Source organism: Veillonella parvula (genome assembly GCF_032575955.1).
GTDB lineage: Bacteria > Bacillota > Negativicutes > Veillonellales > Veillonellaceae > Veillonella > Veillonella parvula_J.
Map to the genome: position 1 here is coordinate 1 of NZ_JAWFXN010000014.1, position 24886 is coordinate 24886.

Here is a 24886-nt window from a genome sequence, read left to right on the forward strand (position 1 = left end):
TAGAAATGTGTATGCCTGGCGATAACGTAACAATGGAAATCGAATTGATTACTCCAATCGCTATCGAAGAAGGTCTTCGTTTCGCGATCCGCGAAGGTGGCCATACAGTAGGCGCTGGCGTAGTAACAGCAATCGAAGGTTAATTTAACCTTTTATGCTCATCGTAGAATGCGTTGAGCACAATACATGCAGCACTCAGAGCGGCAGATAATGCCGCTCTCGTGTTGTGTTTTTAAACTATGAAGTAGAAGGTTGCCTCTGCGGAGGAGAATTTCTATGGAGCAGCCCATTCACGAAATGGACGACAGGAGGAATTATTAATAATGGCTAAACAGCAAAAAATCCGTATTCGCCTTAAGGCATACGACCACAAAGCTCTCGATCAAAGCGCTGCTAAGATCGTAGACACTGCAAAAAGAAATGGCGCTATGGTATCTGGTCCGATTCCATTGCCAACAGAAAAGAATATCTTCACAATTCTTCGTTCTGTACACGTAAACAAAGATTCTCGTGAACAATTCGAAATGCGTACACATAAACGCTTAATCGATATTCTTGAACCAAATTCGAAAACAGTAGATGCTATCACTCGTTTAGATTTACCAGCTGGTGTATCTATTGAAATAAAACTATAAGGAGGTGCGATAATGTCTAAAGCTATTTTGGGTAAAAAATTAGGAATGACACAAGTCTTCACAGCTGAAGGCCAATTAGTTCCTGTAACAGTAGTGGAAACTACCCCAAGCGTTGTAGTGCGCGTAAAGACTGTAGAAACAGACGGCTACGAAGCAGTACAAATTGGTTACGGTTCCATTAAAGAAAAACATTTAACAAAACCTGTAAAAGGTCAGTTCGACAAAGCTGGCGTAGCTCCAGTGAAATATCTTCGCGAAGTTCGCGTAGCTAATGCAGCTGACTACACAGTAGGCCAAACTCTGGCAGCTGATATCTTCGCAGAAGGTGAATTGGTGGACGTAGTGGGTACAGGTAAAGGTAAGGGTTTTGCTGGCACAATTAAACGCCATAACTTCTCCCGTGGTCCTGAAACTCATGGCTCCAAATCTCACCGTGAACCTGGTTCCATCGGTCCTATGATCTCCGGTGGCGGCGGTAAGGTATACAAAGGTAAAAAACTCCCTGGACAAATGGGTGGTTACAGAGTTACCGTACAACGCTTATCCGTTGTGAAAGTTGATGCTGAACGTAACCTTTTATTGGTTAAAGGTGGTATCCCAGGCGCTAAAGGTAGCTTGGTTATGGTTCGCAACACGGTTAAACCTGTTAAATAATCATTTGTCGAAAGGAGGATTATGTAATGCCTACAGTAGCAACATATAATCAATCCGGCGTTAAAGTCGGTGAAATACAGTTAAACGATGCAGTATTCGGCGTTGAAGTTAACGAAGCCGTAATGCATCAAGCCGTAGTTCGTCAATTGTCTAACGAACGTCTCGGCACACATGCAACAAAAACTAGAGGTATGGTTCGTGGCGGTGGCCGCAAACCTTGGAAACAAAAAGGTACTGGCCGTGCTCGTGCAGGCTCTAGCCGCTCCCCAATCTGGATCGGTGGCGGTACTACATTTGGCCCACAACCTCGCAGCTATTACAAAGCTATGCCTCGTAAGGCTAGACGTTTAGCAGTTAAATCTGCTCTTAGCGATAAAGTGAATAATAGCGAATTATACGTTTTGGAAGAAATCACATTAGCAGCTCCTAAAACAAAAGAAGTGTTGAACATTATTAACAGCTTCAACGTTGGTGATGCAAAAGTATTGTTCATCACTGAAGGTGATGTAAATGTTGAACGTTCCGCTCGTAACATCCAAGGTGTTAAAGCTTTGGCTTGCGAAGGTATGAACATTTTCGATCTTCTTCATTACGATAAGCTCTTCATTACTAAAGGCGCTGTCGCAAAAATCGAGGAGGTGCTCGGATAATGCAATTACATGATGTACTAATCCGCCCGGTTATTACCGAAAAATCCACTATGCTTATGGAAGAAGGCAAATACACTTTCCGTGTGCCTTTGACTGCAAATAAAGTGCAAATCCGTCAAGCAGTTGAAAAAATCTTCAATGTAAAAGTAGAAAAAGTAGCTACTATTCGTGTTTTAGGTAAGACTAAACGCATGGGTCGTACACAAGGTAAACGTAGCGATTACAAAAAAGCTATCGTAACCTTAAAAGCTGGCGAATCCATTGAATTCTTTGAAGGTGTCTAAGAGTCTAGTTGTAAGGAGGCCCACTAATGGCAATTAAATCATTTAAACCGTACTCCGCTGGTCGCCGGTTTATGACAGTATCCGCCTTCGACGAAATCACAGCAAGCAAACCAGAAAAATCCTTGCTCGCTAAGATTTCTCAAAAAGGTGGTCGTAACAATACTGGTAAAATGACAGTTCGTCACCAAGGTGGCGGTCACAAACGTCAATACCGTATTATTGACTTCAAACGTACTAAAGATAATATTCCAGCTAAAGTAGCAACAATCGAGTATGATCCTAACCGTTCTTCTCGCATCGCTTTGCTTAACTACGCTGATGGTGAAAAACGCTATATTTTAGCTCCTAACGGTCTAAAAGTTGGTGACGTTGTATTCTCCGGTCCTGAGTCCGATATTAAACCTGGTAATTGCTTACCATTGGCTAATATTCCAGACGGTACACAAATCCACAATATCGAATTGAAAATCGGTAAGGGTGGTCAAATCGTTCGTTCCGCTGGTACATCTGCTCAATTGATGGGTAAAGATAATGGCTACGCTATTCTTCGTTTACCATCTGGTGAAATGCGTCGTGTTCGTCAAGAGTGCCGTGCAACAATTGGTGTTGTTGGTAACGCTGACCACAGTAACCTTGTAATCGGTAAAGCTGGTCGTCATCGTTGGATGGGTGTTCGCCCTGGCAACCGTGGTGTTGTAATGAACCCTTGTGACCATCCACATGGTGGTGGTGAAGGTAAATCTCCTGTTGGTCGTAAACATCCTGTTACACCTTGGGGCAAACCAGCACATGGTGTTAAAACTCGCGACAAGAAAAAAGCTTCTAACAGCTTAATCATTAAACGTCGTACAAAATAGGATAAAGGAAAGGAGATAAAATAGTGTCCAGATCTATTAAAAAAGGCCCTTTCGTAGCAGATCATTTGCTTAAGAAAGTTGAAGCTTTAAACGAAACTAACGAAAAGAAAGTTGTAAAAACCTGGTCCCGTGCCTCTACTATTATCCCAAGTTTTGTAGGCCACACAATTGCTGTGCATGATGGTCGCAAACATGTACCTGTATTCATTACAGAAGATATGGTAGGTCATAAATTAGGTGAGTTCGCTCCTACACGTACTTATAGAGGTCATGGTAAGGACGAAAAATCTACAGGCAAAAAATAGGAGGAAATAATACATGGAAGCAAAAGCAATCGCTAGACATATCCGAATCGCGCCTCGTAAAATCCGTATCGTTGCAGATTTAGTGCGCGGTAAAAACATCGGCGAAGCATTTGCCATCTTGAAGTTCACTCCGAAAGTTGGCGCTGATGTAGTAGAAAAAGTTATGCGTTCTGCAATCGCAAACGCTGAACATAATTTCGATATGAATGTTGACAATCTTTACGTATCCGAGATCTTCGTTGATCAAGGCCCTACATTAAAACGCATTCATCCTCGTTCCCGTGGTCAAGCTTTCAAAATTTTGAAACGTACTAGCCACGTAACAGTAGTAGTTAAAGAAAGAGCTTAAGAAGGAGGGAAACAGAGTGGGTCAAAAAGTTAATCCACACGGTTTGCGTGTCGGTATCGTAAAAGATTGGGACGCAAAATGGTATGCAGATAAAGATTTCGCTGCTAATCTTCATGAAGACGTAAAAATTCGTAACTTCTTGAAAGAAACCCTTTTCATTGCTGGTATTTCCCGCATTGAAATCGAGCGTACAAATAAACGTATTAAATTGACTATCCACACTGCGAAACCAGGTATGGTTATCGGTCGTGGTGGTGCTGGTATCGAAGATATCAAAAAAGCAATGACTCGTTTCACTGATAAACAAGTGGATGTTAACATTGCAGAAATTAAACAAGCAGACATGGATGCAACATTAGTTGCTGAAAACATTGCGGGCCAATTGGAACGTCGTATCGGCTTCCGCCGTGCAATGAAACAAGCTGTAGGTCGTACAATGCGCTTAGGTGCAAAAGGTATTAAAATCATGGTAAGCGGTCGTCTTGGCGGTGCTGAAATCGCTCGTAGCGAATCCTATCGTGAAGGTTCTATTCCTTTGCATACACTTCGTGCAGACATCGACTACGGTACTGCTGAAGCTCATACAACATATGGTTGTATCGGCATTAAAGTATGGATTTACAAAGGTGAAGTTTTGCCAGAAGCAAAACAAGCACCTGCTAAGAAGGAAGAAGGTGGCAAGTAATGCTTATTCCAAAGCGCGTAAAACATCGTAAGCAATTCCGCGGCCGTATGAAAGGTCGTGCTATGCGCGGTAATACAGTGTCTCATGGTGAGTTCGGCTTGGTAGCATGCGAACCATCTTGGATCACTAACCGTCAAATCGAAGCTGCCCGTATTGCTATGACTCGTTATATCAAACGTGGTGGTAAAGTATGGATTAAAATTTTCCCTGACAAACCAATCACAGCTAAACCAGCTGGTACTCGTATGGGTTCCGGTAAAGGTTCTCCTGAATACTGGGTAGCAGTGGTTAAACCAGGTCGTGTAATGTTTGAAATGGACGGTGTGCCAGAAGCTACAGCTCGTGAAGCTATGCGTCTTGCAAGCCATAAACTTCCAATCAAATGCAAATTTGTTGTTAAGGGTAAAGAATTGGGTGGTGACGTAAATGAAGGTTAATGACATTCGCAATATGAGCGCTGCCGAAATGGAACAAAAAGTTTCCGGTCTTAAGGAAGAGTTATTTAACCTCCGTTTTCAGCTTGCAACAGGTCAATTAGAAAATCCTATGCGCATTCGTGAAGTTAAGAAGACAATCGCTCGTATTAAAACTGTACAACGTGAAGTTGAACTTAAATCTGAAAACGCATAATAACAGATTTGTTAATGGTTGAAAAGGAGGCTTAAAATCGTGGCAGAAGAAAGAAACGTACGTAAAGTCCGCGTAGGTAAAGTTGTAAGCGACAAAATGAATAAAACTGTTGTTGTTGCTGTGGAACGTAAAGTACCTCACGCATTATATAACAAGCCAATGGTTAGCACAAAACGCTTCAAAGCTCATGATGAAAATAATGAGTGTCAAATTGGCGATACAGTTAAAATTGTAGAAACTCGTCCACTTTCTAAAGATAAATGTTGGAGAGTTGTTGAAATTCTTGAAAGACAAAAATAAGAGTGATGTAAGGAGGAATAGACGATGATCCAGCAACAAACAATTTTGAATGTTGCCGACAACACTGGTGCTAAACGTATTATGTGCATCCAAGTCATGGGCGGTTCTTATCGCAAATTCGGCAATATCGGTGACGTAATCGTTGCTTCTGTAAAAGATGCATCACCCGGTGGCGTTGTCAAGAAAGGCGACGTAGTTAAAGCTGTTATTGTTCGTTCTAAAAAAGGTATCCGCCGTCAAGACGGTTCCTATATTCGTTTCGATGAAAACGCAGCAGTAGTTATTAAAGATGACAAGACCCCTCGTGGTACTCGTATCTTTGGACCTGTAGCTAGAGAACTTCGTGAAAAAGACTTCATGAAAATCGTTTCTTTGGCTCCAGAAGTATTATAAGAAGGAGGAACGCAGCATATGGCTAAGCTACAAATCAAAAAAGGCGATACAGTTGTTGTTATCTCCGGTAAAGATAAAGGTAAGCAAGGTACAGTTATCGCAACTGAACCTAAAAAAGAACGCGTATTTGTTGAAGGCGTTAACACTGTAAAACGTCACACAAAACCTTCCCAAGCTAACCCACAAGGCGGCATCGTTACTAAAGAAGCTGGCATTCATGTTTCTAACGTAATGGTTGTCGACCCAGAAACTAAAACAGCTACTCGTATCAAAAAGGTAGAAGGCAAGGACGGTAAATTCGTTCGCGCTACTGTTAAATCCGGTACAGTACTTAAATAATCAGGAAAGGAGGAGCTACATAAATGTCTCGTTTGTTTGAACAATACAACTCTGAAATCAAAAAGAGTATGCAAGAAAAATTCCAATACGGCAATGTAATGGAAATTCCTAAATTGGAAAAAATCGTTATCAACATCGGCGTAGGTGATGCAGTAGGCAATGCAAAAGCATTGGAAGCAGCAGTTAATGATTTGACTATCATTGCTGGTCAAAAACCTGTCATCACAAAAGCTAAAAAATCCATTGCGAACTTCAAAGTTCGTGAAGGCATGGCGTTGGGTACAAAAGTTACTCTTCGTGGCGAACGCATGTATGAATTCCTTGATAGATTGATCAATGCGGCATTACCTCGTGTACGTGACTTCCGCGGTATCAGCGCTACTGCATTCGATGGCCGTGGTAACTACGCTTTGGGTCTTAAAGAACAGCTCATCTTCCCTGAAATCGAATATGATCAGGTAGAACGTGTTACTGGTATGGACATCATTATCGTAACAAGTGCTAAGACAGATGAAGAAGCTCGTGAATTGTTGACTCAATTCGGTATGCCTTTTGAAAAATAATAGGAGGAACATATAGATGGCTAAAAAATCTATGATTGAACGCGAAAAGAAACGCGCTAAAATCGTTGAAAAATATGCAGCTAAACGTGAAGCGTTAAAAGCAGCAGGTGATTATGAAGGCTTATCCAAATTACCAGCAAATGCATCCCCAACACGCTTGCACAACCGTTGCAACTTAACTGGTCGTCCTCACGGCTATATGCGTAAATTCGGTATCAGCCGTATTGCGTTCCGTGAATTGGCGTACAAAGGACAAATTCCTGGTGTTAAAAAAGCCAGCTGGTAATATTAGACGAGAGGAGGTTTTTAGATTATGGTAATGACCGATCCTATCGCGGATATGCTTACGCGCATCCGTAATGCAAACGCTGCACTTCATGAAACGGTAAACATTCCTGCATCTAGAATGAAAGCAGCCGTTCTTGACATCCTTTTACAAGAAGGCTTTGTAAAGAACGTTGAAAAAGAAGAAAACACTTTAAAAGTAACTTTGAAATATGGTTCCAATAACGAGAAAGTTATTACAGGAATTAAACGTATTTCCAAACCAGGTTTACGTGTTTACGCGAAAAAGGAAGAACTTCCTCGTGTACTTGGTGGTTTGGGTATCGCAGTTATTTCTACGTCCAAAGGCGTTATGAGCGACAAACAAGCTCGTAAAGAAGGTCTTGGTGGCGAAGTAATCGCATACGTTTGGTAATAGTAGCAATAGGAGGTAGAAATAATGTCACGTATCGGTAGAATGCCTATCGAGATCCCTGCAGGCGTTACTGTTACATATGATAACCATCATATGAACGTAAAAGGCCCTAAAGGTGAATTATCTCGCGATTTGCATCCAGATATGAATATCACTGTAGAAGGTAACACAATCACAGTAACTCGTCCTTCCGACGATAAAAATCATCGTTCCCTTCACGGTTTGACTCGCGCTCTTGTTGCTAATATGGTAACAGGCGTATCTGAAGGATTTACAAAAACTCTTGAAATCAACGGTGTTGGTTACAGAGCGGCTAAACAAGGCAATAAATTAGCTCTTACACTTGGCTTCTCTCATCCAGTAGAAATGGAAGCTCCAGCTGGTATTACAATCGATGTTCCAGCTCCTAACAAAATCGTTGTGTCTGGTGCAGACAAAGAAGTTGTAGGTGCAGTAGCAGCTGATATCCGTAAATGGAGAAAACCTGAACCTTACAAAGGTAAAGGTATCCGCTATGAAGGCGAAGTTGTTCGTCGCAAAGCTGGTAAAGCTGGTGCAAAAGGTAAATAGTAATATCATCTATATGAATGAAAGGAGTGAATATCTTGCCTCGTAAATCTAGTAGAAATATCGCTCGAGCAAAACGTCATCTTCGTATTCGCCGTCACATCTCTGGTACGGCAACTTGCCCACGTTTGAACGTTTACCGTTCTTTGAGCAACATTTACGCACAAGTAATCGATGACGTAGCAGGTACAACTTTGGTTGCTGCTAGCTCTTTAGATAAAGATTTGAACTTATCCTATGGTGGTAACGTAGCTGCTGCTAAAGCTGTTGGTGAAGCAGTTGCTAAAAAAGCTATCGCTAAAGGCATTGACACTGTAGTGTTTGACCGTGGTGGTTACATTTACCACGGCCGCGTAGCAGCCCTTGCAGAAGGTGCTCGTGAAGCAGGCTTAAAATTCTAAGAAGGAGGAACTATAGACATGGCGAGAATTGACTACACCAGTCTTGATCTTAAAGAAAGAGTAGTATTCATCAACCGCGTAGCCAAAGTAGTTAAAGGCGGTCGTCGTTTTTCCTTCAGCGCTCTTGTAGTTGTTGGTGATGGCAACGGTTATGTAGGCGTTGGCTTAGGTAAAGCAGCGGAAGTACCAGAAGCAATTCGCAAAGGTATCGATGATGCTAAGAAAAATATTGTAAACGTAGCTATTAAAAATGGTACAATCCCTCACAGCGTAACAGGCGTATTCGGTGCAGGCCGCGTATTCTTGAAACCAGCTGCTGAAGGTACTGGCGTTATCGCTGGTGGCCCTGTTCGTGCCGTATTGGAATTAGTAGGTGTTCGTAACATCTTGACTAAATCTTTGGGCTCTTCTAACCCTAACAATATGGTTCGCGCTACAATCGAAGGTTTGAAAGATTTGAAACGCGCTAGCGAAGTTGCTGAGCTTCGTGGTAAAACCGTTGAAGAAATCTATAACGCGTAATAAGGAGACAAGAAATGGCACAAGTTAAAGTAACATTAACAAGAAGCTTAATCGGTCGTCCTGAAGATCAACGCGCGACAGTTAAAGCTTTGGGCTTGAAAAAAACTAATTCTCAAGTCGTAAAAGAAGTAACACCTCAAATCGAAGGTATGCTTCATAAAGTTAGACATTTAGTAAAAGTTGAAGAAGTTTAATACTGATAAGGAGGTGCACTGAATGAAACTTCATGAATTACAACCAGCAGCTGGTTCTAAAAAAACTCGTACTCGTGTAGGCCGTGGTTTAGGTTCTGGCTTGGGTAAAACATCTGGTCGTGGTCAAAAAGGTCAAAACTCCCGTTCTGGCGGTGGCGTTCGCTCCGGTTTTGAAGGCGGCCAAATGCCTCTTTATCGTCGTTTACCAAAACGCGGTTTCAACAACAGCGTTTTTGCTAAACAATATGCTGAAGTTAACGTAGCACAATTAAATCGCTTTGAAGATGGTGCAACAGTTGATCCAGTAGCTCTTATTGAAGCTGGCATTTTGAAAAATGTACGCGATGGTATTCGTATTTTAGGTAACGGCACATTGGAAACTAAAAACTTGACTGTTATCGCTAATGGCTTCACTAAAGCTGCTGAAGAAAAAATCACAGCAGCAGGCGGAAAAGTTGAGGTGATCTAGGGTGCTAGATAGCCTCTCGAACATCTTTAAGATTACTGAGTTACGTAACAAGATTTTGTACACATTGATGATGTTTGCTGTGTTTAGAGCCGGCATTCACATCCCAGTACCAGGTGTAGATGCATCTGTTATCGAATCCTTGTTTACATCCGGTAACCTATTTGGTCTATTAGACTTGTTTGCTGGTGGTGCGCTAAGTAAGTTCTCTATCTTTGCGATGAGTATTACCCCTTACATTAATGCTTCCATCATCATGCAACTGCTTCAGTCTGTAGTTCCTCAGTTTGAAGCATGGAGTAAAGATGGTGAAGACGGGCGTAAGAAAATAGCGAAGGTAACTCGTTATGGCACCGTAGTCCTTGGCTTTGTACAAGCCGCTGGTATGGCATTTGCTCTTAGAGCAAACAACGCTTTGGTAAATAATGATTTCCTTAGCGTATTCGTTGTGGCCATCATCCTCACAGCAGGCACATGTTTGTTGATGTGGATTGGTGAGCAAATCACAGCATATGGTATAGGTAATGGTATTTCCTTGATCATCTTTGCTGGTATCGTAGCTCGATTGCCAGATGGTCTCGAAACTATTTATCAATATATCCAAAACGGAACCATTAACATGTTCCAAGCATTCTTATTTGCTGTAATTGCACTTGCGATGATCGCTGTCGTAGTGGCAGTTACACAAGGCCAACGTCGCATTCCTATCCAATACGCAAAACGCGTAGTAGGGCGTAAAATGTACGGTGGTCACTCTACATTCTTGCCGTTGAAAGTCAATCAGGCAGGTGTAATCCCAATTATCTTTGCGTCATCTGTGTTGATGTTCCCTGTAACAATTGCACAATTTATTGACAATGAATTTGTTCATAAAGCTGCTGATTTATTTACATGGGGGACGCCGTTACAAACGGCATTGTATGCGATATTGATCTTTATCTTTACGTATTTCTATACTGCAATCTCTATCAACATTACAGATATGGCAGATAATATGAAAAAATACGGTGGTTTTATCCCAGGTATTCGTGCGGGTAAACCAACTGCTGATTATGTGGATAACGTGATGACCAAGATCACTTTGGCTGGCGCTGTATTCTTAGCTGTCGTTGCTATTATACCGAATTTCCTCGGTAGTATAACCGGCGTCCAAGGCGTATACTTTGGTGGTACGGCTCTTCTTATCGTTGTAGGTGTAGCACTTGATACAATGCAACAAATTGAGTCGCTCATGGTAACACGCCACTATAAAGGCTTTGTGAAATAGGAGGGAAACGATATGTATATTTTATTAATGGGACCTCCTGGTGCAGGTAAAGGCACTCAGGCAGCTCGACTTATTGAAAAATACGGTATTCCCCAAATTTCAACAGGTGATATGTTCCGCGCTGCGATTAAGAACGAAACACCTCTTGGAGTTGAGGCTAAGAAATACATCGATGCTGGTCAATTGGTACCAGACAGTGTAACTGTTGGTATCGTACGTGATCGCTTGGTGAAAGATGACTGCAAATCTGGATTTATTCTTGATGGATTTCCAAGAACTACAGCGCAAGCTGTATCCTTGGATGCAATCCTTAAAGAATTAGGAATTTCTTTGGACGCTGTACTTAACTTAAACGTTCCTTCCGAGGAATTGGTTAAACGTATTAGCGAACGAGCTGTTCTAGAAAATCGTGCTGATGATAACCCTGAAACAGTACAGAAACGTCTAGCTGTGTACGAAGAATCTACTAAACCGTTAATTGATTACTATCGCAATAGCGGATTATATCAAGAAATTAATGGTTTACAAGATGTAGACGCAGTATTTGCTGACATCATTAAGGCGTTGGAGAAATAATCTATGATTATTTTAAAATCGCCCCATGAGATTGAATGTATCCGCAAGGCAAGTAAGCTTACAGCAGACACGTTGTCCTTGTTAGTAAAAAAGGCTAAACCTGGCATCACGACGCTTGAGTTAGATACAATTGCCGAAGAATATATTCGCAGCCACGGTGGTATACCAAGTTGTAAAGGGTACTATGGATTCCCCGCTACAATCTGTGCTTCTATTAACGAAGAAGTCGTTCATGGTATTCCGAGCGCTAAGCGTAAGCTTAAAAACGGCGATGTCCTCAGTATTGATCTCGTATCATCTATTGATGGATATCACGGCGATTCGGCTGTGACGATTCCTATCGGTCACGTCAAACCCGATGTGATGAAATTGTTAAAAGTTACAGAGGAAAGTCTGTTCAAGGGAATTGAACAAGTGAAAGTCGGTAACCGTATTGGTGCTATCGGTCACGCTGTTCAAACGTATTGTGAGAAACATGGTTACGGTGTCGTACGCGACTTCGTAGGTCATGGTTTAGGCCGCGAAATGCATGAAGATCCGCAAATACCAAACTATGGTAGTCCTGATCAAGGACCTCTTATGAAACCAGGTATGGTATTGTGTATTGAACCGATGATTACATTAGGTACTCACCGTGTTCGTGTATTAGGGGATGACTGGACAGCAGTTACAGTAGATGGTAAACCTGCTGCTCATTTCGAACATACAGTGGTTGTTACAGAAAACGGCCCTGAAATATTAACTATGCGGGAAGAACCGCGGTTAATTAAATAAACAGGTAACCGGAGGAAAAGATATGTCAAAAGAAGACGTTATTGAGGTGGAAGGTACGGTCGTTGAGGCATTACCGAATGCCATGTTCCAAGTTGAATTGGAAAATGGTCATATCGTATTGGCTCATGTGTCAGGTAAAATGCGTATGAATTTTATCCGTATTCTTCCTGGTGATAAAGTTACTATGGAACTGACACCGTATGACTTAAATCGTGGTCGCATCACCTATCGCTTTAAATAAGCATAGGGTCCACAAAGGAGGTACTAATGAAGGTTCAACCATCAGTTAAAAAGATATGCGAAAAATGTAAAATCATTAAACGCAAAGGCCGTGTAATGGTTATTTGCGAAAATCCAAAACATAAACAAAAACAAGGATAATCTGATAGGAGGTGGATGATTAGATGGCACGTATCGCCGGTGTAGATTTACCTCGTGATAAACGAGTGGAAATTGGTTTAACTTATATTTATGGTATTGGTCCGACTTTAGCATCTGAAATTATTGCTAAAACTGGCATCAATCCTGACACACGCGTTCGCGATCTTTCTGAAGATGAAGTAGCGAAAATCCGTGAATTGTTAGATGCTGATTACAAAGTAGAAGGTGACCTTCGTCGTGAAGAAGCTCTTAACATTAAACGCTTAATTGAAATCAACTCCTATCGAGGCAAACGTCATCGTATGGGTTTACCACTTCGTGGTCAACGTACTAAAACGAATGCACGTACTCGCAAAGGTCCTAGAAAAGCAATTGCTGGTAAAAAGAAATAAGATAAAGGAGGGATAAAGCGTGGCTAAAAAAGTTGTTAGAACTAAAAGAAAAGAAAAGAAACATATTGAATCCGGTGCGGCTCATATTCGTTCTACATTCAATAACACTATCGTAACTTTGACAGATACAAACGGTAATGCGTTGTCTTGGGCTTCCGCTGGTGGCTTGGGCTTCCGTGGTTCTCGTAAATCCACTCCATTTGCTGCTCAAATGGCTGCTGAACAAGCTGCTAAAGCTGCAATGGAACATGGCCTTCGCACTGTTGAAGTATTCGTAAAAGGTCCTGGATCCGGCCGTGAAGCTGCAATCCGTGCTTTACAAGCTGCAGGTCTTGAAGTTACTTCCATTAAAGACGTAACTCCAATTCCTCACAATGGTTGTCGCCCTCCAAAACGCCGTCGTGTATAATTTATAGCGACCGATATGATACGGTGCTATAATTAACTATGAACGTGTGTTATATAGGAGGATGTTCCTGATGAGCGAAGAAAAGAAACTTAAAATCGAGAAAGTGGACATCGCCGATGGCGGTCGTTATGGTAAGTTCGTATGTGAACCATTAGATCGTGGTTATGGTATCACTCTCGGTAATAGCTTACGCAGAATTTTGCTTTCATCCTTGGATGGGGCAGCTATCACCTCTATCAAAATTGATGGAGTTCTTCATGAATTCTCTACTATTCCTGGTATTCGCGAAGACGTTACGGATATCATCCTTAACTTAAAGCAATTGTGCATCAAAGTTGAAGAAGAAGCACAATTACCTTTGGAAGTTCATTTTGACTTCCAAAAGGATGGAATATTGACAGCTGCTGATTTGGCTGAACAATTCCCACCAGAGGTAGAAGTATTGAATCCTGAACTCGTGATTGCGACAATGGATGAGACAGCTCATCTCGTAATGGACGTAGTAATCGAACGAGGTAAAGGCTATGTTCCTTCAACGAAGAATAAAAAAGATACTGATGTTATTGGTTGTATTCCAATCGATTCCATCTTCTCTCCAATTCTTCGTGCTAAATACGAAGTGAGTGATGTTCGTGTAGGCAATGAAATGGACTTCGACAAACTTACATTAGAAGTTTGGACTGATGGCTCCATTACTGCTGCTGATGCAGTGGCAAAATCTGCTGCCATTATGATTGGTTATTTAGGGAACTTCACTAAATTAGCGCATTCTGCAGATGTTGTAGATGTAAACACTGGTGAAGGCGGTATCGTTATAGATCCAGTAGGTTCCGATAATGAAGAACCAGCTGTAGATGACGGCCCAGCAAAGATTTCCATCGATGAGTTGGAACTCTCTGTTCGTGCGTATAACTGCTTGAAACGTGCTGGCATTAATACAATTGCAGACTTGCTAGACAAAACCATTGATGACTTAGGAAAAGTTCGCAACTTAGGTAAAAAATCTATCGATGAAATTGAGGAAAAACTCAATAATCATCCAGGTGGTTTTCAACTTAAACAAAAAGGCGAATAAGGAGGAAGACGAATGTACAGAAAATTAGGCCGCGACAGCTCCGCTCGTAAAGCGTTGTTCCGTAGCATGTTAACATCTTTCTTCCAATATGAGCGTATTGAAACGACTGAAGCTAAAGCGAAAGAACTTCGTTCTTTAGCTGATCAAATGGTAACTTTGGCTAAACGTGGTGATCTTCATGCACGTCGCCAAGTTCTTGCATACCTCATGGATGAAAGTGTAGTAAAAAAATTGTTTGATACAATTGCTCCAAAATATGCAGACCGTCAAGGCGGTTACACTCGTGTAATCAAAACTGGTCTTCGCAAAGGTGACGCTGCACCTTTGGCTATTATCGAGTTAGTTTAATCAAACTCATACGGTGTTGTAACTTATGTTGCAGCACCGTTTTTTTATTGTCAATTTTATGGTACAATCGACTAGTATAATATCGTAATATGTTAGCAGTTATCGTAAAGGATGAATATGTATTGTCAACCTTTTGCATAATATCTAAGACATTATTAAATTCAAGTTCTATTAAATAGGATAAATTGAAATATGGGGATTATGCACAACATGAGTATGATAGATGATGCAAATGGTTCTACTTTCATAGAAACGAAATTGACTAGAAAGATATGAGGTTATCCATGAATGAACAAGACATTATGATTGAGGTCAATCATATGAGTCATATTTATACTGATGAAAACGGCAATGATGTACGTGCCTTGGATGATGTGAATCTATCCATTAAGCGTGGTGAATTTGTTTGTATCATTGGCACTAATGGCAGTGGTAAAAGTACGCTTGCCAAGCATTTTAATGTGTTATTACAACCTAGTGAAGGTCATATCAATGTATGTGGCTTTGATACGCGGGATGAAGCGCATATTTGGAATATTCGCCAACATGTAGGAATGGTATTCCAAAATCCTGATAACCAAATCGTAGCGGCCGTTGTAGAGGAGGACGTTGCCTTTGGTCCAGAAAACTTAGGTATTCCTAGTGCAGAAATTAGACAACGTGTCGATGCAGCGTTAGCTGCTGTTAATATGACTGAATATAGAGAACATGGTCCCCATTTATTATCGGGCGGACAAAAACAACGTATTGCTATCGCAGGTGTATTAGCGATGAAGCCTGATTGCATCGTTCTTGATGAACCAACAGCGATGCTCGATCCAAAAGGTCGCCGCGAAGTGCTTGAAACAGTTCACAAGCTCAATAAGGAAGAGGGCATTACGATTGTATATATTACGCACTTCATGGAGGAAGCTGTTACGGCAGACCGAGTTGTGGTTATGAAAAATGGTGTGAAATTACATGATGGTACGCCTCGTGAAATTTTTAGCCATGTAGATACTTTAAAAGGGCTGGGCCTCGATGTACCGGTAGCCTCTGAGATTGCTTTCAAATTGAATGCTAAAGGTTATGAAGTGGGTAAGAGTATCATTAATAATGAAGAGTTAGCAAAGGGGCTTAAAGGCTCAAAGTTAGGCAAGCAATTATCCGCTATACACTCAACAGATGCTCCAAGAGGGGAGGGAACCCATTAATGGCGATTGTGTTAGATAATATTACATATACCTACGGCATGGGTACCCCTTTTGAAAAAACTGCGCTTCGTGGTGTATCACTTACCATTGAAAATGGGGAGTTTCTAGGTGTTATCGGTCATACTGGTTCCGGTAAATCCACCTTTGTACAACATCTAAATGGGCTATTACATCCTACAACTGGTACAGTTACTGTCAATGGTGTAGATATTAGCGCCTCCACAGAGGAAGCTAAAAAAATGCGTCATAAGGTGGGGATGGTATTCCAGTATCCAGAGCATCAATTGTTTGAAGAAACCATCGCTCAAGATATCGCCTTTGGTCCTAAAAATTTAGGGCTTAGTGCTGATGACGTAGACGAGCGTGTGCGAGATGCGATGAAGTTCGTAGGACTCGATTATGACACATATGCAGAACGTTCTCCCTTCCATTTATCTGGCGGTCAAATGCGCCGCGTGGCTATTGCTGGCGTAGTGGCTATGGATCCAGATTTTCTCGTGCTCGATGAACCATCTGCTGGTCTTGATCCATTTGGACGGGAAGAAATCTTTGAAGAAATCATTCGACTTCATAAAGAAAAGGGAATCACTGTAATTCTTGTATCTCACAATATGGAAGATATTTCTCGCATGGCTTCTCGTCTTGTAGTACTCGATAAAGGGCGTATCGTTCTCGATGGTGAACCGATGGACATCTTTAATAATCATCGTGATGAATTACAGGCTGTCGGTGTAGATGTACCGCCAGTGTCCGTTACCATGGAATATTTGCGCGAACAAGGTCTTGATGTGTCTAATCGCGTACTATCTGTAGATGATGCGGTGCAAGCAATTCTCGAAGGAGGTAACCATGTTAAATAATATAACTATTGGTCAATACTTCCCAGGAAACTCTTTTTTGCATCGCATGGATCCACGCGCAAAGATTATTGCTACTACCATATTCGTTGTAGCCATATTCTTGGCGAATTCTCCATTGGCATATGGCGTTGTAGGTGGGTTTACCATCTTTGCAATGTTGTTATCACGTTTGCCGTTACGTCTGATGTGGTCTGCTATCAAACCGCTTTGGATTATCATCGTATTTACTATGGGGATTCATATTTTTACGACACCAGGCAATCCAATTTTTCAATGGGGGATTATCAATATTACCGACCATGGCGTGGCAATGGGCCTTCAAATGGCGGCACGCTTAATCTTCTTAATCTTGTTTTCTTCTTTGTTGACCTATACCACATCACCAATTCGCTTAACTGATGGGATTGAGCACTTGCTCAATCCATTCCGTCGCATAGGTGTTCCTGCTCATGAGCTCGCCATGATGATGACTATTGCGCTGCGTTTCATCCCTACCTTATTGGATGAGACGGATCGTATTATGAAAGCACAATCTGCTCGTGGGGCAGACTTTGTGACAGGCTCTATCATTCAACGCGCAAAAAACATGGTGCCACTTTTAGTGCCATTATTTATTAGTGCGTTTCGACGGGCCGATGAATTAGCTATCGCTATGGAGGCGCGTTGCTATAGAGGTGGCGTCAATCGTACACGTATGAAAGAATTACAAGTTACCTATGTCGATTATATTGGCGTCGGTGCTGTTGTCTTGATTACGATTATACTTATTGCATTATGGTGGCTTGGCCTATGAGAAATATACGAATCATAGTGGCTTATGATGGTACAGATTTAGCAGGTTATCAAAAGCAACCTAATGATAAGGGGTTAACGGTACAAGGTTGTTTGGAATATGGTTTATCACGTATTTGTAATGAACCCATTCAAATTTATGGTGCCTCTCGTACGGATGCAGGTGTACATGCTAAATTTCAAGTTTGTACATTTCAAACGTCGGGGACTATACCAGTAGAAAATATTCCTCGTGCTATGATAGCTCATATTCCTAAGGATATAGTCGTTCTAGAAGCGGTAGAAATTCCGCTAGATTGGAAGCCACGGTGGAATATATACGGTAAAGAGTATGTATATACGATTCATAATCAGCTTATTGCAGATCCTTTGACGCAGCGATATCATTGGCATGTGAAAAAGCCCTTAAATATTGCTCGTATGCAGGCTGCAGGTAATGAACTAGTAGGTACGCATGACTTTACAACCCTAAAGGGAACGAACTCAACTCCGGCGGATCCTGTAAAGACAATTATGGGAATTCGTGTTGAGGCCCGAGGTTCACAGGTGACGATTTCTGTGATTGGTGATGGTTTTTTATATCATATGGTCCGCAATATTGCAGGTTTACTTGTAGATATAGGTCTTGGTCGTCGCAAGGTTGAGGCTATTAAAGGATATTTAGCCGCTAAAGACCGGCGTGCTATAGGGAAAACTGCACCTGCTCAAGGCTTATGTTTAGAAGAAATATTCTTTACTGAAGAGCGACAACAAGAGGTATTACGGAATAAATATTTTAGATGATTCGAGAATAAATATTCTATATAATTTTATATAGACTCTTTTTTTGATGTGAAAGTATAAAACGTTGAGCATAAATACTAAAAGGATACTACTTCAAAAGTAGTATCTTTTTTTTCTTATAATTTTTAGTTATAATACCTTAATTTATACCTATTATTATGTGAAATGATACATTGTAAACCTAAAATATACATGATACAATGACGATATAAGACAGGTTCGTACTATAAAACATTAACATAGTAAGGTAGACTCTTGTCAGCAGTGTAATTTTTATCCTAAGGAGGGTGAATCTCTTGCAAAAACGTAAAGATTTTATCTGGAAAATGGGCGGCCAACAAGGTGAAGGTATTGAGAGTTGCGGCGAAATTATGGCCACAATCCTTGCTAAAGAAGGCTACTCTTTGTATAGCCAACGTTTATTTGCATCTCGCATCAAAGGTGGTCATACTACATTCGCATTGCGCGTAGCATTGGAACAAATTATGTCCATTGGTGAAGGGGTAGACTTCTTGCTTTCCCTTGATCAAGAAACCGTTGATATGCACGGTTCCGAAGTACGCGATGGTGGATATATCATCTGTGATAGCAAAGTTAATCCAGACTTTTCTAAATTTGAAGGTACAAAGATTAATTGCTTATCTTTGCCTATCTCTGAAACAGCAATGAAACAAGGCTCCTTGTTGATGCGTAATATCGTAGCACTTGGGATGTCCGTAGCGCTTCTTGGCTTTGATACTAAGATGTTTAAAGATGCTATTACTGAGAAATTTGCAAAGAAATCCCAAGAGATTATTGATAAAAACTTGGCTGCTTTCGATGATGGTCATAGCCTTGTAATGGAAAAATTAGGCGATGTTGAAATCGATACATTGCCAGCGCCTGGTAAGAAAGATCAAATGTTCTTATTAGGTAACGAAGCATGTGCTCTTGGTGCTATTGCTGCGGGTTCCCGTTTTATGGCCTCATATCCTATTACGCCAGCATCCGAAGTTATGGAATACATGATTAAAACTATGGATAAGTTGGGCTCAACTGTTGTTCAAACAGAAGATGAAATCGCAGCATGTATGACAGCTATGGGTGGTGTATACGCAGGTGTTCGTGGCTTCACGTGTACTTCTGGCCCAGGTCTTTCCTTGATGGCAGAATCCTTGTCCATGGCTTCTATGGCTGAATTGCCAATGGTTGTTATCGACGTTCAACGTTCTGGCCCATCCACTGGTATGGCTACAAAAGTTGAACAATCCGATATTGATGCAGCTTGCTACAATGCACATGGTGACTATTCTGGTATCGTAATTTCTCCAACATCTATCGAAGAATGTTTCTATGAAATTCAAAAAGCTTTCAACTTGGCAGAAATGTACCAATGTCCAGTTATCTTTATGCCTGACTTACAACAAGGTTTGAATAAACAATCCGTTCCTTCCTTCGATTTGAACCGTGTACCTATTAATCGCGGTAAAATGATGAAAGAAGCTGAACTTCCTGAATTGGTACAACCTAACTACTTCAAACGCTTTGAATTGACTGAAGATGGCATTTCTCCGCGTACAATTCCGGGCATGAAAAATGGTCTATTCCTTTCCACAGGTTTAGAGCATAATGAAGAAGGTAAACCAGCAGAAGCGCCTACAATGCACGTAGCGCAAACTGATAAACGGTTCCGCAAATTGGAAACTGTAGCTGATAACTATGAACCATTCTTGAACAATGCTAAATACGACGAAGCAGATGTGCTCGTTGTAGGTATGGCTTCTAGCCGTGGTGCTATTGAAGAAGCCGTTGCTGAATTCGATCAAGAAGGCGTTAAAGTTAACCACTTACAATTGCGCCTAATTAAACCATTCCCAGCAAAGCAATTACAACCGTTCTTTGATGCTGCGAAAAAAGTAGTTATCGTAGAACACAATAAAACTGGTCAATTGGCTAACTTATTTAAAATCAACATGCATAAGAAACATAAGATTTCTAGCTGCTTGAAATACGATGGTAATCCATTCACAAAAAGTTATGTGAAAAATGCGATTAAGGAGGTCCTATAATATGACAACAGCTAAAGATTACAGAAATGATATTCGTCCTAACTGGTGTCCAGGCTGTGGCCATTATGGGGTTCAAGCGGCGATTACTGACGCTGTAGTAGCGAAAAATATTCCACCAGAAAAATTAGCCGTAATTTCCGGTATCGGTTGTTCTAGCCGTATCGGTGGCTATTTCTACGCTTATGGTGCACATACAACTCATGGCCGTGCGCTTCCTTATGCGCAAGGCGTTAAACTTGCTAACCAAGACCTTGAAGTTATTGCATTTTCTGGTGACGGTGATGCCTTTGCTATCGGTATGGGTCACACCATTCATGCTTTCAAACGTAATGTAAACATGACATACGTAGTAATGGATAACCATGTATATGGTTTGACTAAAGGTCAAGCATCCCCTCGTTCTGATATCGGTTTTGTTACAAAAACAACTCCTCATGGTGCGTTTGAGTCTCCATTGTCCGTTTGTGAAACTGCGATTGCTGCAGGTGCTACATTTGTAGCGCAAAGCTATATGGTGAATCGTAAAGAGCTCGTTGATTTGATTCAACAAGCCATGGATCATGAGGGCTTCTCCTTCATCAATGTATTTAGCCCATGTGTTACATACAACAAACGCAATAGTTATGATTGGTTCAAAGAACATTTAGTAGCATTGCCTGAAGGGTATGACCCAACAGATCGTGCAACAGCGCTTAAAACTTTGGGTGATACTGATGGCTTGGTTACAGGCCTTATCTATCAAAATACATCTAAACCTTCCTTTGAAAAAGCATTGGCTGCTGCAAATGGTGGTCCACATCCTCGTCCATTGACTGAAGATGTGGTTAAACCTGACCAAGCATTATTTGATAGTCTTTGCAATCAATTTAAATAATATTAGCATCGTACTCCTTAGGTAGGATGCTGACTAAAAAAACGTGTCACCTTTGGGTGGCACGTTTTTTGTATGTTATATGTTTATAATTTTATCCCATGTGGTTATGAACATGTTATAATAAAAACGCTGTATGATATTCATTGTTGAGGTTTTTATGAAAGCATACGAAAAAGAGATTAGCTTGATAAATTATATGTAGCATTATATGAGAGCATATACATTCCTAGATAGTTTATGAAAGTAGGTTTATATGAGTAAGACCGTGGGTATTATTGGCTTAGGTTTATTAGGTGGATCCTTGGCAAAGGCTCTAAAGGAATATACAGAATATGAGGTAGTAGGCTATGCACGTCGTCAAGAGGTCTGTGATGCGGCCATTCAAGATGGTGTGGTAAAAGCTGCGTGGACTGAAGTTGAACCATTGATTAAGAACTCAGATATCGTTGTGTTCTCCTTGCCTCCTGATACAAACGCACGGCTTTTTACTGAAACGGCTCATCTATTTAGACCGGGGCAAGTCGTAACCGATGTATCTAGTGCGAAGGAAAACTTTGTACGAGCCGTTTATGAATCAATTCCTAAGGGGACTGTTTTCGTATCTGTCCATCCTATGGCAGGATCAGAAAAGGGTGGTTATGAAGTATCTCATAAAAACTTATTCAAAGGTATGGGCTGGATCGTGTTAGAAGATAAGGCCTCCGATGTATATAGTGAAGAGGTGGCTCAAGAATTGGCTGACATGGGTCGTGCCTTAGGGTCTCGCATCGAGTTTGTCGATATTTATGCTCACGATGCATATTTGGCGATGGTTAGTCATATGCCTCACTTATTGGCCTCTATTTTAACACAAGTTTCGGGTGGCGATGAATTGGGCGAATTGCGCATGAAACTATCGGCAGGGGGATTCCGCGATTGCACGCGTGTGGCTGGGGGATTACCATCTATGTGGCGTGAAATTATCTACGGTAATCGTCATAATGTTATTGAAGGTCTTACACAAATTGAATTAGAAATTGAACATGTTAAAGCGATACTTTCACAAGATGACGAAGGACAAGCATTAGAAAGTTATCTTGAACGAAGTCGAGAGATTCGCAATAAATTGCCATATTTAACGGGACAAATTAAGAATAACTAAAAGAAAGAATATCTAAAATATAATTATATTATTTGATTAAGGGAGCTTTTATGAGTTTGTTACAAGAAACTTGTGGCGCTATTACAGGTCGCAGCCTAGAGATTGAACGACATATAATCGATAGCTGGAATACAGCATCGCCTGTGGAACGATATGGACGTCTTGTAAATATGGTGGCTCAATATGGGGCAGCTACTAATCAAGAGACGTTAGCTGTACCAAAGCCTTGCATGATAATTGCCTCTGCCGATCACGGTGTGGCCGATATGGGCGTCAGTGCGTATCCAAAGGAAACGACCGTTGGGATGACTCAGAATTACCTGATTCCTAAGGGGGCTGGCGCTAATTCTCTAGCGAATTATTGTGGTGCTCAAATGGAAGTTATCGACATGGGCATTGATGCGGATATGAGTTGGGTTCCAGGCCTTCGTATTCATAAACTTGGGATGGGTACGAAAAACTTCGTAGAAGAGCCAGCTATGACGCGTGAACAAGCGATTGAAGGCATTGAAACGGGTATTCGCCTCGTAAAAGAAAAAATTGATGAAGGCTTCAATGTATTTTTAGTAGGCGAAATGGGCATATCGAATACGACAGCTAGTGCCCTTATGACCGCTAAGTTTGCAGGACTTACAGCGGAAGAGGCGACGGGACGAGGAACGAATATTTCCGATGAACGACTTAAACTAAAGCAACGCATTGTTCATGACGTACTGGAGAAATATAAGGATATTCCTAAAGACGATGCCATTGGGATTTTATCCTCTGTAGGCGGCTTTGAATTTGCTTGTATCGTTGGCGTTATCTTAGGCGCCGCAGCAAATCATGGGTTAGTTATCATCGATGGATTTAATACATCGGCTTGTGCATTGGTAGCTAAAACATTGGTGCCACAAGTAATGGATTATGTGATGGCTTCACATTTATCTGCTGAAAAAGCTGCCAAATCTTCCTTAGAAAATTTAGGCCTTGAAGCCTATGTCGATTTAGGCCTTTGTTTAGGTGAGGCTTCTGGTGGCTCCATACAAATGGGTATGCTAGACCTTGCGGTTCATATGTATTTGGCGCTTACAGGAGGTAAGGCATGAGAACTTTCAAAATAGAACCATTGCATGTACCATCCATGGAAGCATGCCGCTTACGTATCGATAATCTGACAAAGCCTATCTATAGCCTTGCTACGTTAGAAACTATAGCAGAGCGTTTTGCAGGGATTCTTAGAAACCCTAAACCAAATCATTTACGCTATGGTGTGCTCGTTGTGGCGGCGGATCACTTGGTAGATGGGCCGCAAAACACTGAGCATGGTAGTGAAAGCTATGATGCCATAGAACGTTTTAATGAGGGAACAACAGCTACACAAGGGGCTGCAGCTAAATTAAATGCCGTTGTACATGTGGTGAATCTAGGTCTTGAACAAGATACTGCAGATTTAGCAAATATTGAACAACAGGTGATTCGAAAAGGCTCCCATTTCTTTGGCGTAGAACCTGCTATTTCTCGTGAGGAATTAGAGCGTGCTCTTGAGCTCGGCTTTACCTATGCAGATAGATTACATGCTGATGGATTACAAGTGGTGGCGATTGGTAACGTAGGGGAGAGGGCCTTTCTAGATTCTCTTGTAACGACGGCGACGATCACAGGTTGTGCGTATGAGGATATTCTCGTTCATAATGAATATGGACCTACAGTAGAGCAACGTGCTGCTCATATTCATTCTTTTGTAGATCGATTTAATATTGCTGTGGATGATTGGTCTACTTTGAGTGAAAGCGAGCGCCGTGATGCGGTATTGAACTTGCTTCATGTAGCAGGTGGTTTAGATATTGCATTTTTAACAGCCTTTATCTTGGGGGCTGCTAGCCATCGCATGGCTGTAGTCTTTGATAATGTAGTAACTGGTGCAGCTATTTTAGCGGCGGTTACCATTGATCCCCTAGTTAAGGACTATGTGTTCCCATCGGCTGTTTATGATGAGCCTATACATGATGAACCTATACATAAAGAACAATGTCGCTTCTTAGGGGTGAAGCCTTATTTGCACTATAATCTGCTAATCGATGAAGCCTTAGGTTCAACTATGGGACTATCTATTATCGATGCATCTATGCATATGCTAAATGACATGAAAACATTCATCGAAGCCGAAGTTAGCGTGGCTGAAGATGGGGCTGGTAAAGGTAGACAAAAGAATAAAGAATAACCCATTTTAAAGGGGGATTGTATATCCCCTTTTCTCGGGTAAAAGATGTTCTTGTATGCTATATTTTCAAGGAACTTTACGGAAAAACCATTGACACTATATGTGTAAATTGATATTATTATATGGCAGTCAGGATGGACTTAATTCATCCTTGACGACAGATTGATAATTATGTTATAGTAATTATCGGTTCTGTATGCGGGAATAGCTCAGCGGTAGAGCACCGCCTTGCCAAGGCGGGGGTCGCGAGTTCGAATCTCGTTTCCCGCTCCATAC

At 41.3% G+C, this 24886-nt stretch carries 40 protein-coding genes and 1 tRNA gene; all 41 read left to right on the plus strand.

Features of this window, described 5'->3' with window-relative positions:
• On the plus strand, positions 1–143 hold a 143-nt coding region (locus E7L28_RS09245), incomplete at its 5' end, for an EF-Tu C-terminal domain-related protein (protein WP_462952882.1).
• A gap of 180 nt (positions 144–323) precedes the next feature.
• On the plus strand, positions 324–635 hold the full coding sequence (gene rpsJ, locus E7L28_RS09250; RefSeq protein WP_004695100.1) for a 30S ribosomal protein S10: 312 nt from the start codon (positions 324–326) through the stop codon (positions 633–635).
• 12 nt (positions 636–647) lie between these two features.
• A complete protein-coding gene (rplC, locus tag E7L28_RS09255; protein ID WP_004695102.1) occupies positions 648–1289 on the plus strand; it encodes a 50S ribosomal protein L3 in 642 nt (213 codons plus the stop codon).
• A gap of 26 nt (positions 1290–1315) precedes the next feature.
• Entirely contained in the window at positions 1316–1939 is a 624-nt protein-coding gene (gene rplD / locus E7L28_RS09260) for a 50S ribosomal protein L4 (RefSeq protein ID WP_004695105.1), read from the plus strand.
• Positions 1939–2223: a 50S ribosomal protein L23 gene (gene rplW / locus E7L28_RS09265; protein ID WP_004695108.1), complete on the plus strand. Its 285-nt coding sequence runs from the start codon at positions 1939–1941 to the stop codon at positions 2221–2223. Before rplD ends, rplW begins: the two co-directional genes overlap by 1 nt.
• A 26-nt stretch (positions 2224–2249) precedes the next feature.
• Positions 2250–3080, plus strand: coding sequence for a 50S ribosomal protein L2 (rplB, locus tag E7L28_RS09270; protein WP_004695109.1), 831 nt, complete (start codon positions 2250–2252; stop codon positions 3078–3080).
• 23 nt (positions 3081–3103) lie between these two features.
• A complete protein-coding gene (gene rpsS / locus E7L28_RS09275; RefSeq protein WP_004695110.1) occupies positions 3104–3385 on the plus strand; it encodes a 30S ribosomal protein S19 in 282 nt (93 codons plus the stop codon).
• 13 nt (positions 3386–3398) lie between these two features.
• Positions 3399–3734: a 50S ribosomal protein L22 gene (gene rplV, locus E7L28_RS09280; protein ID WP_004695112.1), complete on the plus strand. Its 336-nt coding sequence runs from the start codon at positions 3399–3401 to the stop codon at positions 3732–3734.
• A 16-nt stretch (positions 3735–3750) separates the two neighbouring features.
• On the plus strand, positions 3751–4419 hold the full coding sequence (gene rpsC / locus E7L28_RS09285; RefSeq protein ID WP_004695113.1) for a 30S ribosomal protein S3: 669 nt from the start codon (positions 3751–3753) through the stop codon (positions 4417–4419).
• The gene (gene rplP, locus E7L28_RS09290) at positions 4419–4856 is read left to right on the plus strand and encodes a 50S ribosomal protein L16 (protein WP_004695114.1); all 438 of its coding nucleotides are present in this window, start codon (positions 4419–4421) and stop codon (positions 4854–4856) included. The genes rpsC and rplP overlap by 1 nt, the downstream gene beginning before the upstream one ends.
• Entirely contained in the window at positions 4846–5049 is a 204-nt protein-coding gene (gene rpmC / locus E7L28_RS09295) for a 50S ribosomal protein L29 (RefSeq protein ID WP_004695115.1), read from the plus strand. The genes rplP and rpmC overlap by 11 nt, the downstream gene beginning before the upstream one ends.
• A gap of 39 nt (positions 5050–5088) precedes the next feature.
• On the plus strand, positions 5089–5349 hold the full coding sequence (rpsQ, locus tag E7L28_RS09300) for a 30S ribosomal protein S17 (protein ID WP_005385504.1): 261 nt from the start codon (positions 5089–5091) through the stop codon (positions 5347–5349).
• 24 nt (positions 5350–5373) lie between these two features.
• Positions 5374–5742 carry a 50S ribosomal protein L14 gene (gene rplN / locus E7L28_RS09305; RefSeq protein WP_004695117.1) on the plus strand — a complete coding sequence of 123 codons (369 nt, stop codon included), beginning with the start codon at positions 5374–5376 and terminating at the stop codon, positions 5740–5742.
• Positions 5743–5760: 18 nt separating this feature from the next.
• The gene (gene rplX, locus E7L28_RS09310; RefSeq protein ID WP_004695118.1) at positions 5761–6081 is read left to right on the plus strand and encodes a 50S ribosomal protein L24; all 321 of its coding nucleotides are present in this window, start codon (positions 5761–5763) and stop codon (positions 6079–6081) included.
• 23 nt (positions 6082–6104) lie between these two features.
• Complete coding sequence (rplE, locus tag E7L28_RS09315; RefSeq protein ID WP_004695119.1) at positions 6105–6644, plus strand: 50S ribosomal protein L5; 540 nt, start codon at positions 6105–6107, stop codon at positions 6642–6644.
• A gap of 16 nt (positions 6645–6660) precedes the next feature.
• A complete protein-coding gene (gene rpsN / locus E7L28_RS09320; RefSeq protein ID WP_004695122.1) occupies positions 6661–6930 on the plus strand; it encodes a 30S ribosomal protein S14 in 270 nt (89 codons plus the stop codon).
• 27 nt (positions 6931–6957) lie between these two features.
• The gene (gene rpsH / locus E7L28_RS09325) at positions 6958–7344 is read left to right on the plus strand and encodes a 30S ribosomal protein S8 (RefSeq protein WP_004695128.1); all 387 of its coding nucleotides are present in this window, start codon (positions 6958–6960) and stop codon (positions 7342–7344) included.
• Positions 7345–7368: 24 nt separating this feature from the next.
• On the plus strand, positions 7369–7914 hold the full coding sequence (gene rplF / locus E7L28_RS09330) for a 50S ribosomal protein L6 (protein WP_004695131.1): 546 nt from the start codon (positions 7369–7371) through the stop codon (positions 7912–7914).
• Between the two features lie 17 nt (positions 7915–7931).
• Positions 7932–8312 carry a 50S ribosomal protein L18 gene (gene rplR / locus E7L28_RS09335; RefSeq protein WP_005385510.1) on the plus strand — a complete coding sequence of 127 codons (381 nt, stop codon included), beginning with the start codon at positions 7932–7934 and terminating at the stop codon, positions 8310–8312.
• An 18-nt stretch (positions 8313–8330) separates the two neighbouring features.
• Positions 8331–8834 (plus strand): 30S ribosomal protein S5, encoded by a 504-nt coding sequence (gene rpsE, locus E7L28_RS09340; protein WP_004695136.1) that lies wholly within the window; start codon positions 8331–8333, stop codon positions 8832–8834.
• A 14-nt stretch (positions 8835–8848) separates the two neighbouring features.
• Positions 8849–9028: a 50S ribosomal protein L30 gene (rpmD, locus tag E7L28_RS09345; RefSeq protein ID WP_004695138.1), complete on the plus strand. Its 180-nt coding sequence runs from the start codon at positions 8849–8851 to the stop codon at positions 9026–9028.
• 22 nt (positions 9029–9050) lie between these two features.
• Positions 9051–9497 carry a 50S ribosomal protein L15 gene (gene rplO / locus E7L28_RS09350; protein ID WP_004695141.1) on the plus strand — a complete coding sequence of 149 codons (447 nt, stop codon included), beginning with the start codon at positions 9051–9053 and terminating at the stop codon, positions 9495–9497.
• A 1-nt stretch (position 9498) separates the two neighbouring features.
• Positions 9499–10761 carry a preprotein translocase subunit SecY gene (gene secY / locus E7L28_RS09355; protein WP_004695143.1) on the plus strand — a complete coding sequence of 421 codons (1263 nt, stop codon included), beginning with the start codon at positions 9499–9501 and terminating at the stop codon, positions 10759–10761.
• 12 nt (positions 10762–10773) lie between these two features.
• Positions 10774–11337 (plus strand): adenylate kinase, encoded by a 564-nt coding sequence (locus E7L28_RS09360; protein WP_004695145.1) that lies wholly within the window; start codon positions 10774–10776, stop codon positions 11335–11337.
• Positions 11338–11340: 3 nt separating this feature from the next.
• Positions 11341–12111 (plus strand): type I methionyl aminopeptidase, encoded by a 771-nt coding sequence (map, locus tag E7L28_RS09365; protein WP_004695146.1) that lies wholly within the window; start codon positions 11341–11343, stop codon positions 12109–12111.
• A 22-nt stretch (positions 12112–12133) separates the two neighbouring features.
• Positions 12134–12352, plus strand: coding sequence for a translation initiation factor IF-1 (gene infA / locus E7L28_RS09370; protein WP_004695147.1), 219 nt, complete (start codon positions 12134–12136; stop codon positions 12350–12352).
• A gap of 26 nt (positions 12353–12378) precedes the next feature.
• A complete protein-coding gene (gene rpmJ, locus E7L28_RS09375; protein ID WP_004695148.1) occupies positions 12379–12492 on the plus strand; it encodes a 50S ribosomal protein L36 in 114 nt (37 codons plus the stop codon).
• Between the two features lie 23 nt (positions 12493–12515).
• On the plus strand, positions 12516–12884 hold the full coding sequence (rpsM, locus tag E7L28_RS09380; RefSeq protein WP_004695149.1) for a 30S ribosomal protein S13: 369 nt from the start codon (positions 12516–12518) through the stop codon (positions 12882–12884).
• A 19-nt stretch (positions 12885–12903) separates the two neighbouring features.
• Complete coding sequence (gene rpsK / locus E7L28_RS09385) at positions 12904–13293, plus strand: 30S ribosomal protein S11 (RefSeq protein WP_004695151.1); 390 nt, start codon at positions 12904–12906, stop codon at positions 13291–13293.
• 70 nt (positions 13294–13363) lie between these two features.
• On the plus strand, positions 13364–14368 hold the full coding sequence (locus E7L28_RS09390; RefSeq protein WP_004695153.1) for a DNA-directed RNA polymerase subunit alpha: 1005 nt from the start codon (positions 13364–13366) through the stop codon (positions 14366–14368).
• A gap of 12 nt (positions 14369–14380) precedes the next feature.
• Complete coding sequence (gene rplQ / locus E7L28_RS09395; RefSeq protein ID WP_004695155.1) at positions 14381–14716, plus strand: 50S ribosomal protein L17; 336 nt, start codon at positions 14381–14383, stop codon at positions 14714–14716.
• 284 nt (positions 14717–15000) lie between these two features.
• Positions 15001–15909, plus strand: coding sequence for an energy-coupling factor transporter ATPase (locus tag E7L28_RS09400; RefSeq protein ID WP_004695158.1), 909 nt, complete (start codon positions 15001–15003; stop codon positions 15907–15909).
• Positions 15909–16769 carry an energy-coupling factor transporter ATPase gene (locus E7L28_RS09405; protein ID WP_004695160.1) on the plus strand — a complete coding sequence of 287 codons (861 nt, stop codon included), beginning with the start codon at positions 15909–15911 and terminating at the stop codon, positions 16767–16769. The genes E7L28_RS09400 and E7L28_RS09405 overlap by 1 nt, the downstream gene beginning before the upstream one ends.
• On the plus strand, positions 16759–17562 hold the full coding sequence (locus tag E7L28_RS09410) for an energy-coupling factor transporter transmembrane component T family protein (RefSeq protein WP_021148511.1): 804 nt from the start codon (positions 16759–16761) through the stop codon (positions 17560–17562). The genes E7L28_RS09405 and E7L28_RS09410 overlap by 11 nt, the downstream gene beginning before the upstream one ends.
• Positions 17559–18344, plus strand: coding sequence for a tRNA pseudouridine(38-40) synthase TruA (gene truA / locus E7L28_RS09415; protein ID WP_004698095.1), 786 nt, complete (start codon positions 17559–17561; stop codon positions 18342–18344). The genes E7L28_RS09410 and truA overlap by 4 nt, the downstream gene beginning before the upstream one ends.
• Positions 18345–18640: 296 nt before the next feature.
• Complete coding sequence (locus E7L28_RS09420) at positions 18641–20392, plus strand: 2-oxoacid:acceptor oxidoreductase subunit alpha (protein WP_004698101.1); 1752 nt, start codon at positions 18641–18643, stop codon at positions 20390–20392.
• Position 20393: 1 nt separating this feature from the next.
• Complete coding sequence (locus E7L28_RS09425; RefSeq protein WP_004698097.1) at positions 20394–21266, plus strand: 2-oxoacid:ferredoxin oxidoreductase subunit beta; 873 nt, start codon at positions 20394–20396, stop codon at positions 21264–21266.
• Positions 21267–21519: 253 nt separating this feature from the next.
• Positions 21520–22407 carry a prephenate dehydrogenase gene (locus E7L28_RS09430; protein WP_123138558.1) on the plus strand — a complete coding sequence of 296 codons (888 nt, stop codon included), beginning with the start codon at positions 21520–21522 and terminating at the stop codon, positions 22405–22407.
• 50 nt (positions 22408–22457) lie between these two features.
• Positions 22458–23495, plus strand: a complete 1038-nt coding sequence (locus E7L28_RS09435; protein ID WP_004698100.1) for a nicotinate-nucleotide--dimethylbenzimidazole phosphoribosyltransferase — start codon at positions 22458–22460, stop codon at positions 23493–23495.
• Entirely contained in the window at positions 23492–24610 is a 1119-nt protein-coding gene (locus E7L28_RS09440; protein ID WP_287509933.1) for a nicotinate-nucleotide--dimethylbenzimidazole phosphoribosyltransferase, read from the plus strand. The genes E7L28_RS09435 and E7L28_RS09440 overlap by 4 nt, the downstream gene beginning before the upstream one ends.
• A gap of 198 nt (positions 24611–24808) precedes the next feature.
• Positions 24809–24883, plus strand: a tRNA-Gly gene (locus E7L28_RS09445).
• Positions 24884–24886 lie beyond the last annotated feature (3 nt).

Bases quoted from the DNA above. Each gene is read 5' to 3' on its own strand.
- rpsJ (WP_004695100.1), top strand. From the start codon at position 324: ATGGCTAAACAGCAAAAAATCCGTATTCGCCTTAAGGCATACGACCAC.
- rplC (WP_004695102.1), top strand. From the start codon at position 648: ATGTCTAAAGCTATTTTGGGTAAAAAATTAGGAATGACACAAGTCTTC.
- rplD (WP_004695105.1), top strand. From the start codon at position 1,316: ATGCCTACAGTAGCAACATATAATCAATCCGGCGTTAAAGTCGGTGAA.
- rplW (WP_004695108.1), top strand. From the start codon at position 1,939: ATGCAATTACATGATGTACTAATCCGCCCGGTTATTACCGAAAAATCC.
- rplB (WP_004695109.1), top strand. From the start codon at position 2,250: ATGGCAATTAAATCATTTAAACCGTACTCCGCTGGTCGCCGGTTTATG.
- rplV (WP_004695112.1), top strand. From the start codon at position 3,399: ATGGAAGCAAAAGCAATCGCTAGACATATCCGAATCGCGCCTCGTAAA.
- rplP (WP_004695114.1), top strand. From the start codon at position 4,419: ATGCTTATTCCAAAGCGCGTAAAACATCGTAAGCAATTCCGCGGCCGT.
- rpmC (WP_004695115.1), top strand. From the start codon at position 4,846: ATGAAGGTTAATGACATTCGCAATATGAGCGCTGCCGAAATGGAACAA.
- rplN (WP_004695117.1), top strand. From the start codon at position 5,374: ATGATCCAGCAACAAACAATTTTGAATGTTGCCGACAACACTGGTGCT.
- rplX (WP_004695118.1), top strand. From the start codon at position 5,761: ATGGCTAAGCTACAAATCAAAAAAGGCGATACAGTTGTTGTTATCTCC.
- rplE (WP_004695119.1), top strand. From the start codon at position 6,105: ATGTCTCGTTTGTTTGAACAATACAACTCTGAAATCAAAAAGAGTATG.
- rpsN (WP_004695122.1), top strand. From the start codon at position 6,661: ATGGCTAAAAAATCTATGATTGAACGCGAAAAGAAACGCGCTAAAATC.
- rpsH (WP_004695128.1), top strand. From the start codon at position 6,958: ATGGTAATGACCGATCCTATCGCGGATATGCTTACGCGCATCCGTAAT.
- rplF (WP_004695131.1), top strand. From the start codon at position 7,369: ATGTCACGTATCGGTAGAATGCCTATCGAGATCCCTGCAGGCGTTACT.
- rplR (WP_005385510.1), top strand. From the start codon at position 7,932: ATGAAAGGAGTGAATATCTTGCCTCGTAAATCTAGTAGAAATATCGCT.
- rpsE (WP_004695136.1), top strand. From the start codon at position 8,331: ATGGCGAGAATTGACTACACCAGTCTTGATCTTAAAGAAAGAGTAGTA.
- rpmD (WP_004695138.1), top strand. From the start codon at position 8,849: ATGGCACAAGTTAAAGTAACATTAACAAGAAGCTTAATCGGTCGTCCT.
- rplO (WP_004695141.1), top strand. From the start codon at position 9,051: ATGAAACTTCATGAATTACAACCAGCAGCTGGTTCTAAAAAAACTCGT.
- E7L28_RS09360 (WP_004695145.1), top strand. From the start codon at position 10,774: ATGTATATTTTATTAATGGGACCTCCTGGTGCAGGTAAAGGCACTCAG.
- map (WP_004695146.1), top strand. From the start codon at position 11,341: ATGATTATTTTAAAATCGCCCCATGAGATTGAATGTATCCGCAAGGCA.
- infA (WP_004695147.1), top strand. From the start codon at position 12,134: ATGTCAAAAGAAGACGTTATTGAGGTGGAAGGTACGGTCGTTGAGGCA.
- rpmJ (WP_004695148.1), top strand. From the start codon at position 12,379: ATGAAGGTTCAACCATCAGTTAAAAAGATATGCGAAAAATGTAAAATC.
- rpsM (WP_004695149.1), top strand. From the start codon at position 12,516: ATGGCACGTATCGCCGGTGTAGATTTACCTCGTGATAAACGAGTGGAA.
- E7L28_RS09390 (WP_004695153.1), top strand. From the start codon at position 13,364: ATGAGCGAAGAAAAGAAACTTAAAATCGAGAAAGTGGACATCGCCGAT.
- rplQ (WP_004695155.1), top strand. From the start codon at position 14,381: ATGTACAGAAAATTAGGCCGCGACAGCTCCGCTCGTAAAGCGTTGTTC.
- E7L28_RS09400 (WP_004695158.1), top strand. From the start codon at position 15,001: ATGAATGAACAAGACATTATGATTGAGGTCAATCATATGAGTCATATT.
- E7L28_RS09405 (WP_004695160.1), top strand. From the start codon at position 15,909: ATGGCGATTGTGTTAGATAATATTACATATACCTACGGCATGGGTACC.
- E7L28_RS09410 (WP_021148511.1), top strand. From the start codon at position 16,759: ATGTTAAATAATATAACTATTGGTCAATACTTCCCAGGAAACTCTTTT.
- truA (WP_004698095.1), top strand. From the start codon at position 17,559: ATGAGAAATATACGAATCATAGTGGCTTATGATGGTACAGATTTAGCA.
- E7L28_RS09425 (WP_004698097.1), top strand. From the start codon at position 20,394: ATGACAACAGCTAAAGATTACAGAAATGATATTCGTCCTAACTGGTGT.
- E7L28_RS09430 (WP_123138558.1), top strand. From the start codon at position 21,520: ATGAGTAAGACCGTGGGTATTATTGGCTTAGGTTTATTAGGTGGATCC.
- E7L28_RS09435 (WP_004698100.1), top strand. From the start codon at position 22,458: ATGAGTTTGTTACAAGAAACTTGTGGCGCTATTACAGGTCGCAGCCTA.
- E7L28_RS09440 (WP_287509933.1), top strand. From the start codon at position 23,492: ATGAGAACTTTCAAAATAGAACCATTGCATGTACCATCCATGGAAGCA.